The organism is Streptomyces viridosporus (assembly GCF_002078235.1).
In the GTDB taxonomy this organism is placed as follows: Bacteria; Actinomycetota; Actinomycetes; order Streptomycetales; family Streptomycetaceae; genus Streptomyces; species Streptomyces viridosporus.
The window spans coordinates 1-15,161 of the sequence record NZ_MSGP01000025.1; the positions used below are offsets into that span (position 1 = coordinate 1).

The 15,161-nt window shown below is 71.2% G+C and carries 14 protein-coding genes; 10 read left to right on the plus strand and 4 right to left on the minus strand.

Features of this window, described 5'->3' with window-relative positions; all coding sequences use genetic code 11:
* Window positions 1-430 (plus strand): PA0049 C-terminal domain-containing protein (locus B7L92_RS02025; RefSeq protein ID WP_497590759.1); only part of this gene is annotated, 430 nt, incomplete at its 5' end.
* Here the strand turns inward: B7L92_RS02025 and B7L92_RS02030 are convergent.
* The 3 genes from B7L92_RS02030 to B7L92_RS02040 form a co-directional block, all read right to left on the minus strand.
* A complete protein-coding gene (locus B7L92_RS02030; protein ID WP_081235784.1) occupies window positions 402-1,016 on the minus strand; it encodes a LysE family transporter in 615 nt (204 codons plus the stop codon). The two genes, B7L92_RS02025 and B7L92_RS02030, sit on opposite strands and share 29 nt — an antisense overlap.
* The gene (locus B7L92_RS02035) at window positions 1,013-1,807 is read right to left on the minus strand and encodes an EI24 domain-containing protein (protein WP_081235785.1); all 795 of its coding nucleotides are present in this window, start codon (window positions 1,805-1,807) and stop codon (window positions 1,013-1,015) included. Before B7L92_RS02035 ends, B7L92_RS02030 begins: the two co-directional genes overlap by 4 nt.
* Before the next feature lie 251 nt (window positions 1,808-2,058).
* Entirely contained in the window at window positions 2,059-3,081 is a 1,023-nt protein-coding gene (locus tag B7L92_RS02040; protein ID WP_081235786.1) for an NADP-dependent oxidoreductase, read from the minus strand.
* A gap of 93 nt (window positions 3,082-3,174) precedes the next feature.
* On the opposite strand from B7L92_RS02040, the gene B7L92_RS02045 reads away from it, so the two are divergent.
* Window positions 3,175-3,615 (plus strand): MarR family winged helix-turn-helix transcriptional regulator, encoded by a 441-nt coding sequence (locus B7L92_RS02045; RefSeq protein ID WP_081235796.1) that lies wholly within the window; start codon window positions 3,175-3,177, stop codon window positions 3,613-3,615.
* A gap of 100 nt (window positions 3,616-3,715) precedes the next feature.
* On the opposite strand, the gene B7L92_RS02050 is transcribed toward B7L92_RS02045, so the two are convergent.
* The gene (locus B7L92_RS02050) at window positions 3,716-4,486 is read right to left on the minus strand and encodes an SCO2400 family protein (protein ID WP_174703914.1); all 771 of its coding nucleotides are present in this window, start codon (window positions 4,484-4,486) and stop codon (window positions 3,716-3,718) included.
* A 219-nt stretch (window positions 4,487-4,705) separates the two neighbouring features.
* On the opposite strand from B7L92_RS02050, the gene B7L92_RS02060 reads away from it, so the two are divergent.
* From B7L92_RS02060 to B7L92_RS02095, 8 genes are all read left to right on the plus strand, one after another.
* Complete coding sequence (locus tag B7L92_RS02060; RefSeq protein ID WP_081235788.1) at window positions 4,706-5,869, plus strand: mandelate racemase/muconate lactonizing enzyme family protein; 1,164 nt, start codon at window positions 4,706-4,708, stop codon at window positions 5,867-5,869.
* A 31-nt stretch (window positions 5,870-5,900) separates the two neighbouring features.
* On the plus strand, window positions 5,901-6,905 hold the full coding sequence (locus B7L92_RS02065; RefSeq protein ID WP_081235789.1) for a zinc-dependent alcohol dehydrogenase: 1,005 nt from the start codon (window positions 5,901-5,903) through the stop codon (window positions 6,903-6,905).
* Window positions 6,906-7,079: 174 nt separating this feature from the next.
* Window positions 7,080-8,048 (plus strand): hypothetical protein, encoded by a 969-nt coding sequence (locus B7L92_RS02070; protein ID WP_081235790.1) that lies wholly within the window; start codon window positions 7,080-7,082, stop codon window positions 8,046-8,048.
* Window positions 8,049-8,191: 143 nt separating this feature from the next.
* Entirely contained in the window at window positions 8,192-9,304 is a 1,113-nt protein-coding gene (gene chvE, locus B7L92_RS02075; protein WP_174703915.1) for a multiple monosaccharide ABC transporter substrate-binding protein, read from the plus strand.
* A gap of 46 nt (window positions 9,305-9,350) precedes the next feature.
* Complete coding sequence (gene mmsA, locus B7L92_RS02080; RefSeq protein WP_081235792.1) at window positions 9,351-10,901, plus strand: multiple monosaccharide ABC transporter ATP-binding protein; 1,551 nt, start codon at window positions 9,351-9,353, stop codon at window positions 10,899-10,901.
* Complete coding sequence (gene mmsB / locus B7L92_RS02085) at window positions 10,898-12,142, plus strand: multiple monosaccharide ABC transporter permease (protein WP_081235793.1); 1,245 nt, start codon at window positions 10,898-10,900, stop codon at window positions 12,140-12,142. The genes mmsA and mmsB overlap by 4 nt, the downstream gene beginning before the upstream one ends.
* A 53-nt stretch (window positions 12,143-12,195) precedes the next feature.
* On the plus strand, window positions 12,196-13,356 hold the full coding sequence (locus B7L92_RS02090) for an aldose epimerase family protein (RefSeq protein ID WP_081235794.1): 1,161 nt from the start codon (window positions 12,196-12,198) through the stop codon (window positions 13,354-13,356).
* 218 nt (window positions 13,357-13,574) lie between these two features.
* Window positions 13,575-15,161 (plus strand): pyridoxal phosphate-dependent aminotransferase (locus tag B7L92_RS02095; protein ID WP_081235795.1); only part of this gene is annotated, 1,587 nt, incomplete at its 3' end.

Below are 15,161 nucleotides of genomic sequence, written 5' to 3' on the forward strand. Positions count from 1 at the left end.
CCCGGCCGCGCAGCCCCAGTGGACGACCACCACCTTGCCGTACGCGGCCGTCGTCGCCGCGGACACCGGGCCGTTCCCGGTGTACGACAACACCACCGTGACGGAGATCCCGGCGGGGGGCACCGCACCCGTCGTACGGCCCGACGGGCCCACCCCCGGCTCGACGGCCCGCGCGGGCGGCGGCGGTGACTACCTCTCCAACGAGATCGCCTACCGGGCCACCCTGCTGCGTGACCGCCTCGGGCTGCACGACGGGCTGCCGGGCGGCCACGTCCACACCCCGGTCCTGCAGTTCGGCGCCGGGAACACCGACCCGGCGACGGGGGCGGTCACGGACCCGGCGTTCGTGCGGAACCGGCTGGACATCATCGACCAGGTGCGGGAGATCGTGACCGTGGCGATCAGTGCGACGGAGCGAACGCGAGGCTGACGCCGAGGCCGGCCAGGGCGGCTCCGACGACCTTGTTGAGGACCTTCTGGCCGCGCAGCATCAGGGTGCGCATGCGGTCCTGCGAGAAGAACACCGCGACGACGCCGAACCACAGCAGGTGGGCCAGCGACATGAACAGCCCGTAGCCCGCCTGCTGCGCGAACGGCGTGCCGGGGCCGACGACCTGGGCGAAGGTGGAGACGACGAAGAGGGTCGTCTTCGGGTTGAGGACGTTGGTCAGGAACCCGGTGCGCAGGGCCGCGAACGGGGTGAGCTCCGTCTTGTTCCCCAGGTCGACGGCGACCTCGCCGCGGGTGCGGAAGGTGCGGACGCCGATGTACACGAGGTAGGCCGCGCCGACCAGTTTGACGAGCGTGAAGAGGAAGACGGAGGAGGCGATCAGCAGCCCGACACCGAGCATGGTGTAGGCGACGTGCACCAGCACGCCGGCGGCGACCCCGGCCGCGCCGAGCAGTCCGGTGCGGCGGCCGTGGAGGTAGCTGCCCCGCACCACCATGGCGAAGTCGGCGCCCGGGGCGATCACCGCCAGGACGGTGATGGTGGCGACGGCGAGGACCTCGGTCACGACCGGGCGTCCTGCGCCTCGGGCTCCTCGGCGCCGTCCCCGGCGGTCTCCTCACCGAGCAGCTCGCGCGCCATGAGGGTGGCGCCGGCCACCGCGCCCGGCATCAGGAACACCGCGACGAACGGGACGAGGAAGGCCAGTCCCAGGGGCGTGCCGAAGCCCCAGACGAGGGTCTTGCGGGACCGCAGCAGGCCGAGCCGCTCGCGCAGTTCGACCCCGCGCCGCTGGAGCGCGACGGCGGTGAGCTCCTCGGTGAGGAAGAACCCGGTGACGAAGAAGCCGATCACCGGTACGACGGTCTGCCCGAGGACCGGGACGAAACCGAGCGCGAAGAGGAGCACGGCCCAGACGAGGGCCCGCACGACGATGCGGAGGCTGTCCCGGCCGGAGATCCACAGCTCCCGCCAGAGCGGCAGGTTCGACTCGGGCGCGGTGCCGTCGGGGGACACGTCCCGGTCGACCTTCTCGGAGAGGCTCTCGTAGAAGGGCTGCCCGACGAGCAGCGTCATCGCGGTGAAGGTGAGCACGGACAGCAGCAGTCCGAGCGCGAACAGGACGGCGGTGAGGAACCCGCGGAACAGGCCGGACCAGGGGCTGGACCAGTCGTCGGCGAACGGCGTCGCCCAGGCGACGAAGTCCTCCCCCCACACGGCCAGCGCGACGAGCGCCGCCGCGTACAGCACGAGGGTGATCAGCCCCGGCAGCAGCCCGAACCCGTACTGCTTGCCGTGCCGGGCCACCCACCGCTGGCCCTTCAGGAGATACCGAAAACCCGCCCCGAGATCGCGCATGGGGAAGACTTTATCGGGGTGCGGCCGGACGGCCTGACCCCGCGTCGGCCGAGGGGATCCACCCCGCCGGACCGCTGCCGCCGGTACCGGGTGCCGGGCGGTCCCGGGCGGCCTCGGGCGGTCCCCGGGCTTCTGCGCGTGCCCGGAGGCGAGGGCCGCACCCCACGTCCAGGAGTGCGGCCCTCGCCGTACGCAACGACCGTCGCCGCCGCGGCGTCACGGTGGGGGCGCCGCGGGGCCCCGCGAAGCCGTCAGAGCTTGACGATCATCTTCCCGGTGTTGTCGCCGCGCAGGACCCCGAGGAACGCCTCGAGGTTGTTCTCGATGCCCTCGACGACGGTCTCCCGGTACTTGAGCTCGCCGGACCGCACCCAGGGGCCGACCTCCCGGACGAACTGCGGCTGGAGGTCGTAGTGGTCGCCGACCAGGAAGCCCTCGATGCGGCCGCGGGTCTGGATCAGGCGGGCGAGGTTCTTCGGGCCGGGTGCGGGCTCGGTGTTGTTGTAGACGGAGATCGCTCCGCAGACGGCGATGCGGCCGCCCCGGTTGAGGGAGCCGATGGCCGCCTCCAGGTGGTCGCCGCCCACGTTGTCGAAGTACACGTCGACGCCGTCCGGGGCGGCGGCGCGCAGCTGCTCGCTCACCGGGCCGTTCTTGTAGTTGAACGCGGCGTCGAAGCCGTACTCCTCGACGAGGAGCTCGACCTTCTCGTCGGAGCCGGCGGAGCCGATCACCCGCGAGGCGCCCTTGAGCTTCGCGATCTGCCCGACCTGGCTGCCGACGGCGCCCGCGGCGCCGGACACGAAGACGGAGTCGCCCTCCTTGAAGGCGGCGGTGCGCAGCAGCCCCGCGTAGGCGGTGAGCCCGGTCATCCCCAGCACGCCCAGGTACGCCGACAGCGGCGCGGCGTCGGGGTCCACCTTGACGGCGTTCTCGGCGGCCACGACGGCGTACTCGCGCCAGCCGAAGAAGTGCAGGACGTGGTCGCCGACGGCGATCCCCTCGGCGTTCGAGGCGATGACCTCGCCGACGGCACCGCCCTGCATGACCTTGCCGAGCTCGTACGGGGCGACGTAGGACTTGGCGGCACTCATCCGGCCGCGCATGTACGGGTCGACGGAGAGGTACGTGTTCCGTACCAGCACCTGGCCCTCACCGGGCGCGGGCACCTCGGCCTCGACGAGGGCGAAGTCCTCGGGCTTCGGCCAGCCGACGGGCCGGCTCAGCAGATGCCACTCGCGGCCGGCGGTGGGGGGCGTGGGGGCGTCGGACATGACCGGGCACCTTTCCTCAAAATACTTCACTACCTGAAACAACCATGCGCCTGAATATTTCAGGATGTCAAGCAAGTGAGTACCCTGGACGGCATGGCCGCACCCCGCACCTCCCGCCGCCCCGACGCCCTGACCCTGGAGGTCGTCGAGCTCATCGGCGCCGTCGTGGCCCGCTACCACGAGGAGTACGAGGAGGCCGCCGCCGGTCACGCGCTGACGGGCGCGCAGGCGAGGCTGCTGAGTCTGCTGTCGCTGGAGCCGCTGCCCATGCGGCAACTGGCCCGGCGGTTGAAGTGCGAGCCGTCGAACGTCACCGGCATCGTCGACCGGCTGGAGGCCCGGGGCCTGGTGGAACGCCGCCCGGACCCGGCGGACCGCCGGGTGAAGCTGGCCGCGGCGACGGCCGAGGGGCGGCGGGTGGCCCGCAGCCTGCAGGACTCCCTGCGGTTCGCGCGCGAACCGCTGGCGGGGCTGGCGGAGGAGGAGCGGGTGGCCCTGCGGGACGCCCTGCGGAGGATGCTGCGGGAGGACTGAGCGGGGCGCCGCGCCCGGGCCGGACCGGGCTGGACCGGGCCGGGCGCCGGGGGAAGCGGGACGCACGGGCCGGTTCGCAGCGGTCTCCCGCGTCAGGGGGTCAGGTGCACCACCACAGGAACCGTTCGCAGGTCTTGGAGGGTTCCGGCTCCGGCTCGGGTTCCTCCGTGGTCGGGTCGGGCTCGGGAGCCTCCGGTTCCGACGGGGGCGCCGACGGCGGAGCCTGCGTCGGCCGGGCCGACGGCGCGTCCGCGGGCGCGGACGACGCGTCCTCCTCGGCGCCGGCCTCGGTCTCGTCCTCGGCCTCCTCCGACTCCCCGTCCTCCGGGGACGCCGAGGCCGACGGGGAGCCGGAGGCCGTCGGGGAGGCGGACGTCGACGCGGACACCGTCCCCGCGCCACCGCTCGGCGACCGCGTCGGCTCCAGCTCCACCGCACCGCCGTCGGCCGAGTCCTCGCCCGCCGTCGCCGGCCTGGGCTGCGATCCCGGCGCCTCCATGCCGAGCTCCGCCAGGCTCAGCCCTCCCGCGGCCAGCACGAAACCCGCCGCGACCAGCAGCGTCCGGCGGCGCCGCCGCCGGTGCGCCGCGGCCTTGCGGTCGCGGCGGCTGCCTCCGCCGGCCCGGCCCCGGGGACCGGTCCCCGGCTCCCCGTCGTCGTCACCGCCGTCGCCGCCGTCGCCGTCGTCGCCGTCGTCTTCTTCGTCCTCGTCGCCTTCGCCGTCGGTGACGGCATGCGCCGCCGCCCCCTCGTACTCCGCGGGCACGGCGGGTCCCTCCGTACGGGCGCGGAGCGTTTCGGCGGGGGTGCCGCACCCAGGGCAGGCGAGGGCGCCGTTGAGGTGCCGTCGGCACGGGTGGCAGTAATCCATGACGCGGGAAGACTAGGTTCCGCTCAAGTGGGGTTCCTAGACCTGGTTGTGAAGGTTTGGTAGGGACCCACTCCCATAGGTTTCGAACCTGCCGAAACCGCTGCCGCGTGACCCATTGACACCCCCGCCGCACCCTCCTTACTGTCTCGCCAGCATTTCGAACGTGTGCCGAAATATCGAACGGGTCGAACCGAGCCGACAACACGAGGGGCAACTGCCGTGCGCATCACCGGAATCAGCACGCACGTGGTCGGGACGCCGTGGCGCAACCTGACCTACGTCCAGGTGCACACCGACGAGGGTCTCACCGGAGTCGGTGAGACCCGGATGCTGGGCCACACCGACGCACTCCTGGGTTATCTGAAGGAGGCCGAGGTCAACCACATTCTCGGTTCCGACCCGTTCGCTGTCGAGGACCTCGTCCGCCGGATGAAGTACGGCGACTACGGCCGCGCCGGCGAGATCGTGATGTCCGGCATCGCCGTCGTCGAGATGGCCTGCTGGGACATCAAGGGCAAGGCCCTGGGCGTCCCCGTCTGGCAGTTGCTCGGCGGCAGGGTCACCGACAAGGTCAAGGCGTACGCCAACGGCTGGTACACCACCGAGCGCACCCCGGAGGCGTACCACAAGGCCGCGCGGGCGGTGAGGGAGCGCGGCTACCGGGCGCTCAAGATCGACCCCTTCGGCACCGGTCACTTCGAACTCGACCACCGCCAGACCCTGTACGCCGTCTCCCTGATCGAGGCGGTCCGCGACGCCATCGGCCCCGAGGCCGAGCTGATGCTGGAGATGCACGGCCGCTTCTCCCCGGCCACCGCCGTCCGCCTGGCCCGGGAGCTCGCGCCCTTCGACCCGGCCTGGCTGGAGGAGCCGGTGCCGCCGGAGAACCTCAAGGCCCTGGAGAAGGTCGCCGCGAAGGTCGACATGCCCCTCGCCACCGGCGAACGCATCCACGACCGCATCGAGTTCCGCGAGCTGTTCGAGAGCCAGGCCGTGGACATCCTCCAGCCGGACGTCGGCCACATCGGCGGCATCTGGGAGACCCGCAAGCTCGCCGCGACCGCGGAGACCCACTACATGCTGGTCGCGCCGCACAACGTCGGCGGCCCCGTCCTGACCGCCGCCTCCCTCCAGGTCGGCTTCACCTCCCCGAACTTCAAGGTCCTGGAGCACTTCAACGACTTCGCGGACGCGGAGATCAAGAAGGTCGTCAAGGGCGCGCCGCAGGTGAACCCGGAGGACGGCTGCTTCCACCTGTCCGACGCCCCCGGTCTCGGCGTGGAGCTGGACGTGGACGCGGCGGCCGAGTTCCCCCAGCAGCAGGCCCGGTTCGACCTGTGGGCCGAGGGCTGGGAGCAGCGCAGGCCGAAGGGGACGAAGTGACCGCGCCGAACCGCCCCCTCGGGGAGGCACGATGAGCACCGCCGTCGTCATCGAGGGACCCGGCGAGCACCGCCTCGTCCCGCACGAGCCGCGCGAACCCGGTCCCGGAGAGGCCCTGGTCCGGGTCCACGCCGCCGGCATCTGCGGCAGCGACCGCGAGGTGTACCAGGGCAACCGGCCCGAGGGGTACGTGCGGTACCCGCTGATCCCGGGCCACGAGTGGTCCGGGACCGTGCGGGACGTGGGGGCGGGCGTGCCCGCCTCCCTCGTCGGCCGCAAGGTGGTCGGGGAGGGCTTCCGCAACTGCCAGGTCTGCGACCGCTGCCACGCCGGTGAGACGACGCTGTGCTCGGCGGGCTACGAGGAGACCGGGTTCACCCAGCCGGGCGCCATGGCCGCCACGCTGACCCTCCCGGCCCGTCTGCTGCACGTCCTCCCGGACGACGCCGACCTCGGCGCCGCCGCACTGCTGGAGCCGGCCGCCTGCATCGCCGCCGCCGCGCTCCGGGCGAACGCCCTGCCGGGCGAGCGGGTGGCCGTGGTCGGCACCGGCACCCTCGGCATGTTCGCCGTGCAGTTCCTGAGGGCGAACTCCCCCGCCGAGCTGCTGGTCGTCGGCACCCGGGACGACCGGGAGGCGCTGTCGCGGCGGTACGGCGCGACCGACTTCCGCACCAAGGACCGGCCGCTCCCGGACGACTTCGACGTCGTGATCGAGACCGCCGGGTCCGCCGACGCCGCCCGTACGGCGGCCTCGCTGCTCCGGCGCGGCGGGCGGCTGGTCCTGACCGGCATCCCGGCCCCGGGGGCCGACGGGCTCGACCCGACGGACCTGGTCGTACGGCAGTTGGAGGTGCACACCGTCTTCGGGGCACCGCCGGACGCCTGGGCGCACACGGTGCGGGTGTTCGCCGCCGGGCTCCTCGACCCGCTGCCGCTGGTGACGCACGAACTGCCGCTCGCCGAGTTCCCGCGCGCCATCGAGCTGGTGGGGTCCGGCGACCCGAAGGTGGGCAAGGTCCTGCTGCGCCCCTAGGGCGCGCCCCGGCCGTACGCCGGTGCGGGGGCGACCTGACGGCCCCCGCACCGGCGTACCGCCCGCACCGTCCGACCGGTGCTGTCCGGCCGGCGCCGCCCGCGCCCGGCCCGTACGCGACCCGTACCCCGATCCGCGAACTTCGTCCGACCCACCGAACACAAAGGACAGCTTGTGACCGACGCTTCCGCCACGGCACCCCGCAGGCCCGGTGAGCAGGCGCTCGCCGCCCTCGGCCTGGGCGCGCCCGCTCCCGACCCCGCCGACGCCTCGCCGCACTCCTTCCCCGGCGGCGGCCGCTGGCGCACCGAGATCCCCTCCTGCGAGGGGCCGGAGGCGCTGGCGGTGGTCCTGAAGGAGGCCTCCCGCCTCGACGTGCCGATCCACCGGATCAGCCAGGGCAGCGGCGTGTGGATGCTGACCGACGCCGAGATCACCGAGATGGTCGAGGCCACCGCCGAACGGGACATCGAACTGTGCCTGTTCACCGGCCCGCGCGGCACGTGGGACATCGGCGGCTCGACCCGCACCGACTCGGGCGGCGCCGGACTGCGCGCCCGGGGCCACGACGCGGTCGCCGGGTGCGTCGAGGACGCCGTGCGCGCCACGGAGCTGGGCGTCAAGTGCCTGCTCGTCGCCGACGAGGGCGTGCTGTGGACGCTGCACCGGGCACGGGTGGCCGGCCTCCTCCCGGCCGACACCACGCTGAAGGTCTCGGCGCTCGTCGGACCGGTCAACCCGGCCTCGTACGCGGTGTACGAGCGGCTCGGCGCCGACTCGATCAACGTGCCGAGCGACCTGACACCGGCTCATCTCACCGAGATACGACGGGTTTCGGCCACTCCGATGGACCTGTACATCGAGGCGCCCGACGACCTCGGCGGCTACGTGCGGATGTACGAGGTGGCCGAGCTCATCCGGCGCGGCGCGCCGCTGTACCTGAAGTTCGGTCTGGCCAAGGCACCCGGGATCTACCCGTACGGGCACCACCTGCGGGAGCTCACCCTGGCGACCGCCAAGGAGCGGGTGCGGCGCGGCCGGCTGGTCCTCGATCTGCTGGCGCGCCACGGCGCGGACGGCGACATGGCACCGGTCGGTTCGCGGCTTCCGGGCGATCTGAGCCGGTTCGACATCTCGTCATAACGTTCCGGAAACTCGACTTCACAGAAGTAGACACAGCCGCGCACAATCCCACACAACCGTTCTCGGTCCCTCCTGGCCCCCACTCCCGGAAGCGACTTCGCACCTCTCGAACCGACCCCGCACACACATCAAGGATGATGATCATGCGTAACCGCAGAGCCGCCCTCGCCGCCCTCGCCGGAGCCGCCTCCCTCGCCCTCACCCTGACCGCCTGCGGCCAGAACAGCGAAGGCGGCAGCGAGGAGGACAAGAAGGGCGCGAAGGGGGCCACCATCGGCATCGCGATGCCGACCAAGTCCTCCGAGCGCTGGATCGCCGACGGCAACAACGTCGTCAAGGACCTGGAGTCCAAGGGCTACAAGACCAAGCTGGTCTACGGCGAGGACGACCCCGACCAGCAGGTCTCCCAGGTCGAGAACCTGATCACGCAGGGCGTGAAGGCCCTGATCATCGCGGCCATCGACAACAAGTCGATGAACAACGTCCTCCAGCAAGCCGAGGAAGCCGGCATCCCGGTGATCTCCTACGACCGCCTCATCCTCGGCACGGAGAACGTCGACTACTACGCCTCCTTCGACAACGAGAAGGTCGGCGAGCTCCAGGGCACCTACATCGTCGAGAAGCTCGGTCTGAAGGACGGCGGCGAGAAGGGCCCGTTCAACATCGAGCTGTTCGCCGGCTCCAACGACGACAACAACACCCGCTACTTCTTCCAGGGCGCGATGAACGTCCTCAAGCCCTACATCGACAAGAAGCAGCTCGTCGTCAGGTCCAAGCAGACCGAGCTGAACCAGGTCACCACCCTGCGCTGGGACGGCGGCACCGCGCAGAAGCGCATGGACGACATCCTGACCTCGGCCTACCGCAGCGACCGGGTGGACGCCGTGCTCTCGCCGTACGACGGCATCTCCATCGGCATCCTGTCCTCCCTCAAGTCCGACGGCTACGGCGCCAAGAACAAGCCGCTGCCGGTCGTCACCGGCCAGGACGCCGAGGTCGCCTCGGTGAAGTCGATCGTCGCCGACGAGCAGTCGATGACCGTCTACAAGGACACCCGCGAACTCGCCAAGGTCGCCTCCAACATGGTCGACGCCCTGCTCAACGACAAGAAGCCCGAGGTCAACGACGAGAAGACCTACGACAACGGGGCGAAGGTCGTGCCGGCCTACCTGCTGGAGCCGGTCGCCGTGGACAAGGAGAACTACCGGGAGACCGTCGTCGACTCCGGCTACATCAAGGAGAGCGACCTCAAGTAACCGCCGCCCCCCACCGAAGACCCACCACCGACCGGAAGGCACGACCATGGCGGGACCCGTCCTGGAAATGCGCTCGATCGTCAAGACCTTTCCCGGCGTCAAGGCGCTGTCGGACGTCAGCCTGACCGTCCGGCAGGGCGAGGTCCACGCCATCTGCGGCGAGAACGGCGCCGGCAAGTCGACCCTGATGAAGGTCCTCTCCGGTGTCCACCCGCACGGCACCTACGAGGGGGAGATCCTCTTCGAGGAGGAGGTCTGCCGGTTCAAGGACATCCGGGCCAGCGAGCAGCACGGCATCGTGATCATCCACCAGGAGCTGGCCCTGGTGCCGTACCTCTCCCTCGCGGAGAACATCTTCCTCGGCAACGAGCACGCCACCCGCGGGTTCATCAACTGGAACGAGACCCTGCGGCACGCCGCCGAACTGCTGCGCCGGGTGGGGCTCCACGAGCACCCGGAGACCCGGGTCGCCGACATCGGCGTGGGCAAGCAGCAGCTGGTGGAGATCGCCAAGGCGCTGTCGAAGAAGGTGAAGCTGCTCATCCTCGACGAGCCGACCGCGGCGCTCAACGACGAGGACAGCGGCAAACTGCTCGACCTGATCCTGCAGTTGAAGGAACAGGGCATCACCTCGATCATCATCTCCCACAAGCTGAACGAGATCCGCCGGGTCGCCGACTCGGTGACGATCCTGCGGGACGGGCAGACCATCGAGACGCTCGACGTGAAGGCCCCCGAGACCACCGAGGACCGGATCATCAGCGGGATGGTCGGCCGCGACCTGGAGCACCGCTTCCCGGAGCGGACCCCGCACCACCCCGAGGAGGGCGCCGCCCCGGCGCTGGAGATCCGCAACTGGACCGTGCACCACCCGATCGACCAGCAGCGCAAGGTCGTCGACGACGTGTCGCTGACGGTGCGGCGCGGCGAGATCGTCGGCATCGCGGGCCTGATGGGCGCCGGCCGCACCGAGCTCGCGATGAGCCTCTTCGGCCGCACCTACGGACGGTACGCGGGCGGCACGGTCCTCAAGGACGGCCGGGAGATCCGCACGAAGACCGTCCCCGAGGCGGTCGCGCACGGGATCGCGTACGTCACCGAGGACCGCAAGCACTACGGCCTGAACCTCATCGACACCATCAACCGCAACATCTCCCTCAGCGCCCTCGGCAAGGTCGCCCGGCGGGGCGTGGTGGACGAGCACGAGGAGCGGCAGGTCGCCGAGGGCTTCCGGAAGTCCATGAACATCAAGGCTCCGACGGTCTTCGAGCCGGTGGGCAAGCTGTCCGGCGGCAACCAGCAGAAGGTCGTCCTCAGCAAGTGGATCTTCGCGGGTCCCGAGGTGCTGATCCTCGACGAGCCGACGCGCGGCATCGATGTCGGGGCCAAGTACGAGATCTACACGGTCATCGACCAGCTGGCCGCCCAGGGCAAGGCGGTCGTCTTCATCTCCTCCGAGCTGCCCGAGCTGCTCGGCATGTGCGACCGCATCTACACGATGGCCGCCGGGCGGCTGACCGGTGAGTTCTCGCGGGCCGAGGCCTCCCAGGAAGCGCTGATGCGTCAGATGACGAAGGACAAAGAGGTAACCCGATGAGCACGGAAGTCACCGACAAGAACCCGGCCGCCGCGCCGCCGGGCAGGAGCGGGGCGGGCACGGGTGACGGCCTGCTCCAGCTGGTCCTGGACGGCATGCGCCGCAACATGCGGCAGTACGGCATGCTGATCGCCCTGGGCCTGATCGTGGCGCTGTTCGCGGTGTGGACCGACGGCGACCTGCTGCTGCCGCGCAACGTCTCCAACCTGGTGCTGCAGAACAGCTACATCCTGATCCTCGCGATCGGCATGATGCTGGTCATCATCTCGGGCCACATCGACCTGTCGGTCGGCTCGCTGACGGCGTTCGTCGGCTCCATGGCCGCCGTCTTCATGGTCCGCAACGACATACCGTGGCCGCTCGCGGTGGTGCTGTGCCTGGCCGTGGGCGCCATCGCGGGCGCGATACAGGGGTTCTTCATCGCCTACGGCGGCATACCGTCGTTCATCGTGACCCTCGCGGGCATGCTGACCTTCCGCGGCCTGACCGAGATCTTCCTGGAGGGCCAGACCCTCGGCCCGTTCCCGAAGGGCCTGCAGAAGATCGCCAACGGCTTCATGCCCGAGGTCGGCCCGGAGACCAACTACCACAACCTCACCCTGCTCCTCGGCTTCGCGCTGATCGCGCTGGTGGTGCTCCAGGAGGTCCGTGACCGCCGGCGCCAGCAGGAGTTCGCCCTCGACGTCCTGCCCGCCAAGCTGTTCCTGCTGAAGCTGGTCGCGCTGGCCGCCGCCATCCTGGTGGTGACGCTGCTGCTGGCCAGCTACAAGGGCGCCCCGATCGTGCTGCTGATCCTCGGCGCGCTGCTCGTCGGCTTCGGCTACGTGATGCGCAACGCCGTCATCGGCCGCCACATCTACGCCATCGGCGGCAACCTGCCCGCGGCCAAGCTGTCCGGCGTGCGGGACAAGAAGGTCACCTTCCTGGTCTTCCTGAACATGGGCATGCTCGCGGCCCTGGCGGGTCTGGTCTTCGCCGCCCGCTTCAACGCGGCCTCTCCCAAGGCCGGTCTCAACTTCGAACTGGAGGCGATCGCGGCCGCGTTCATCGGCGGCGCGTCGATGAGCGGCGGCGTGGGCACCGTGCTCGGCGCGATCATCGGCGGTCTGGTCCTGGGCGTGCTGAACAACGGCATGAACCTCGTCGGCGTCGGCACCGACTGGCAGCAGGTCATCAAGGGCCTGGTGCTGCTGGCGGCGGTCGGGTTCGACGTGTGGAACAAGCGCAAGGTCGGTTCGTAGGTCAGCTCGGGCCCCGCCGGACGGCGGGGCCCCCTCCATCACGGGAGCCGCACATGGAACTGAACAGACGCACGGTCATCGCGGGAGCCGCGGCCGCCGGGGTCGCGGCCGCCACCACGGTCGGCGGGACGGCGCACGCGTCGGGGTCGGGGGGCAGGGGGAAGCCCGTGAGGACGCTCTTCGGCAGGCTGGCGGACGGCACCCGGGTCCACAGCTGGTCGCTGGAGAACGGCGGGACCCGGATGAGGGTCCTGTCCTACGGAGGCATCGTCCAGTCGCTGGAGGTCCCCGACCGCCGCGGCCGGTACGCCAACGTCTCCCTGGGCTTCGACGCCCTCGAGGACTACGTCGCCTCCAGCCCCTACTTCGGCGCCCTGATCGGCCGCTACGGCAACCGCATCGGCAAGGGCCGCTTCACCCTCGACGGCACGGTCCACCAGCTCTCCGTGAACGACGGCGAGAACAGCCTGCACGGCGGCGCGCGGGGCTTCGACAAGCGGGTCTGGGACGTCGAGCCGTTCACCCGGGGCTCCGACGTCGGCCTGCGCCTGCACCACACCAGCGTCGACGGCGAGATGGGTTACCCGGGCACGCTGCGGGCGACGGTGACGTACACCCTCACCCGCGACGGCGACTGGCGCATCGACTACGAGGCCACCACCGACAAGGCCACCGTCGTCAACCTCACCAGCCACGTCTACTGGAACCTCGCCGGCGAGAGCAGCGGCTCCGTCCACGACCACGAACTGTCCCTCGCCGCCTCCCGCTACACACCCGTCGACGCGGGGCTGATCCCCACGGGCGAGCTGGCGAGGGTCGCGGGCACCCCCTTCGACTTCCGCCGGGCCAAGCCGGTCGGCCGGGACATCCGCACCCCCCACCAGCAGGTGTTGTACGGGCAGGGCTTCGACCACAACTGGGTGCTCGACAAGGGCGTCACCGCCCGCCCCGAGCACGCGGCGACCCTGCGCGACCCGTCCTCCGGCCGCACCCTGCGGATCGCCACCACCGAGCCGGGCCTGCAGTTCTACTCCGGCAACTTCCTCGACGGCACCCTCGTCGGCACCGGCGGCCGCGTCTACCGGCAGGGCGACGGACTGTGCCTGGAGACCCAGCACTTCCCGGACTCGCCGAACCGGCCGTCGTTCCCGTCGACCGTGCTGCGGCCGGGCCGGACGTACCGGACGACGACGATCCACTCGTTCGGCGTCTGAAGCCGGAGGCCGGAAATCGGAGGCCGGGAATCCGGTGACGAGGGGCGCGTGACGCGCGACACGCGCCCCGGGTTCCCGACATCACACTTTTTTCACACCGGTTGAACAGCGTCACACCCCCCTCCGTATGTACGGGTGGCCCGTGCTCCCCCGCGCGGGCCACCCACGCATGACGGGCCCGGTACGTCCCCGGCGGGCCCGCCGCCCACGGAGGTTCCATGGCCGACAACGCCCTCTCGCTGTTCCGCAGCACGGCGCACAGTCCGTCGATGGCGGCGCTGGCACGGGAGAGCGACGGGGCCGGTCCGGTGGACTTCTGCATCCCCTGCAACCCGTACTTCCCCACCCCCGCCATGTTCGAGGAGATGGCGGGCAGGCTGCGCGACATCCTCACGTACTACCCGAGCAGCGCCGACACCATCACGGCCGAGCTGTGCAGCCTGCTCCGACTGCCCCCGCAGTGCGTGGCGATGGGCAACGGATCGACCGAGCTGATCACCTGGATCGACCACCTCCTGGTCCGCGAGTCCCTCGCCGTCCCCGTCCCCACCTTCGGCCGCTGGACCGACCAGCCCATGGAGACCGGCAAGCGGGTCGACATGTTCCCGCTCCAGGAGTCCAGCGGCTTCGCCCTGGACCTCGCGCAGTACGCGGAGTTCATCCGCGCGCGGGGCACCCGGGTCGCCGTCATCTGCAACCCCAACAACCCCGACGGCGGTTTCCAGCACAAGCACGCGATCGTGCAGTTCATGGACGCGATGGCCGACCTCGACCTGGTGGTGGTCGACGAGTCCTTCCTGGAGTTCGCCGACGCGGAGGCGGAACCGAGCGTGGTGCAGGAGGCGATGCTGCGGCCGAACGTCATCGTGCTGCGCAGCCTCGGCAAGAACTTCGGCCTGCACGGCATCCGCTTCGGCTACCTCGTCGCCAACCCGGCGCTCGCGGGGAAGGTGCGGTCGATGCTCCCCAAGTGGAACCTCAACTCCTTCGCCGAGCACGTGGTGTTCATGCTGAAGGAGCACGGCGCCGAGTACACCCGGAGCCTGCACCAGGTCCGCCGCGACCGCATGGACATGTCCGGCCAGCTCTCCTCGTTGCCCGGCCTGACGGTCTACCCCTCCCAGGGCAACTTCCTCTTCGTGCGCCTCCCCGTGGGCGCCGAGGGCACCGTGGTCCGGGACCGGATGCTCACCGAGCACCGGATCCTGGTCCGCGAGTGCGGCAACAAGATCGGTTCCTCCAGCCGCTTCCTGCGCCTCGTGGTGCGCCCCCAGGTGGACGTGCGCCGCCTGGTGACCGGCCTGGAGCAGGTGCTCTACGGGGCGCCCAGGAGGGGTGCCCCGGTGCCCGAGCAGGCCACGGGAGTCGGCTACAGCTCGGGCACGGCAGCGGTGGACCGCCTGGTGAGCCAGACCAACGGCGCGGGCACCCAGGGCCTGGCCGCCCAGGCCGTCGGCGCCGGTGCCGACGTCCCGGGGCTCCCCGCCGCACCGGCCGCCCACACCGGCATGCCGCTTCCCGCCGCCGCGTCCGCCCCGGCGGTGGGCGCGGGCGGCGGGATGCCGGTGCCGGCGGCCGCCTCGATGGGGCCGCAGCCGGCGCCGGTCCCCCAGCCGGCGCCGACGCCGGTTCCCCAACCGGTTCCGGAGCCGGTCCCCCAGCCGGTTCCGGAACCGGTCCCGCAGCCGGCTCCGGAACCGTTCCCGCAACCCCTGGCACCCGCGGCCCGGGCACCGGTCCCCGAGCCGGCGCCGGTCCCCGCACCGGCCTACCCGGCGCCGGCCCAGATGCCCCCGCCCACCGGC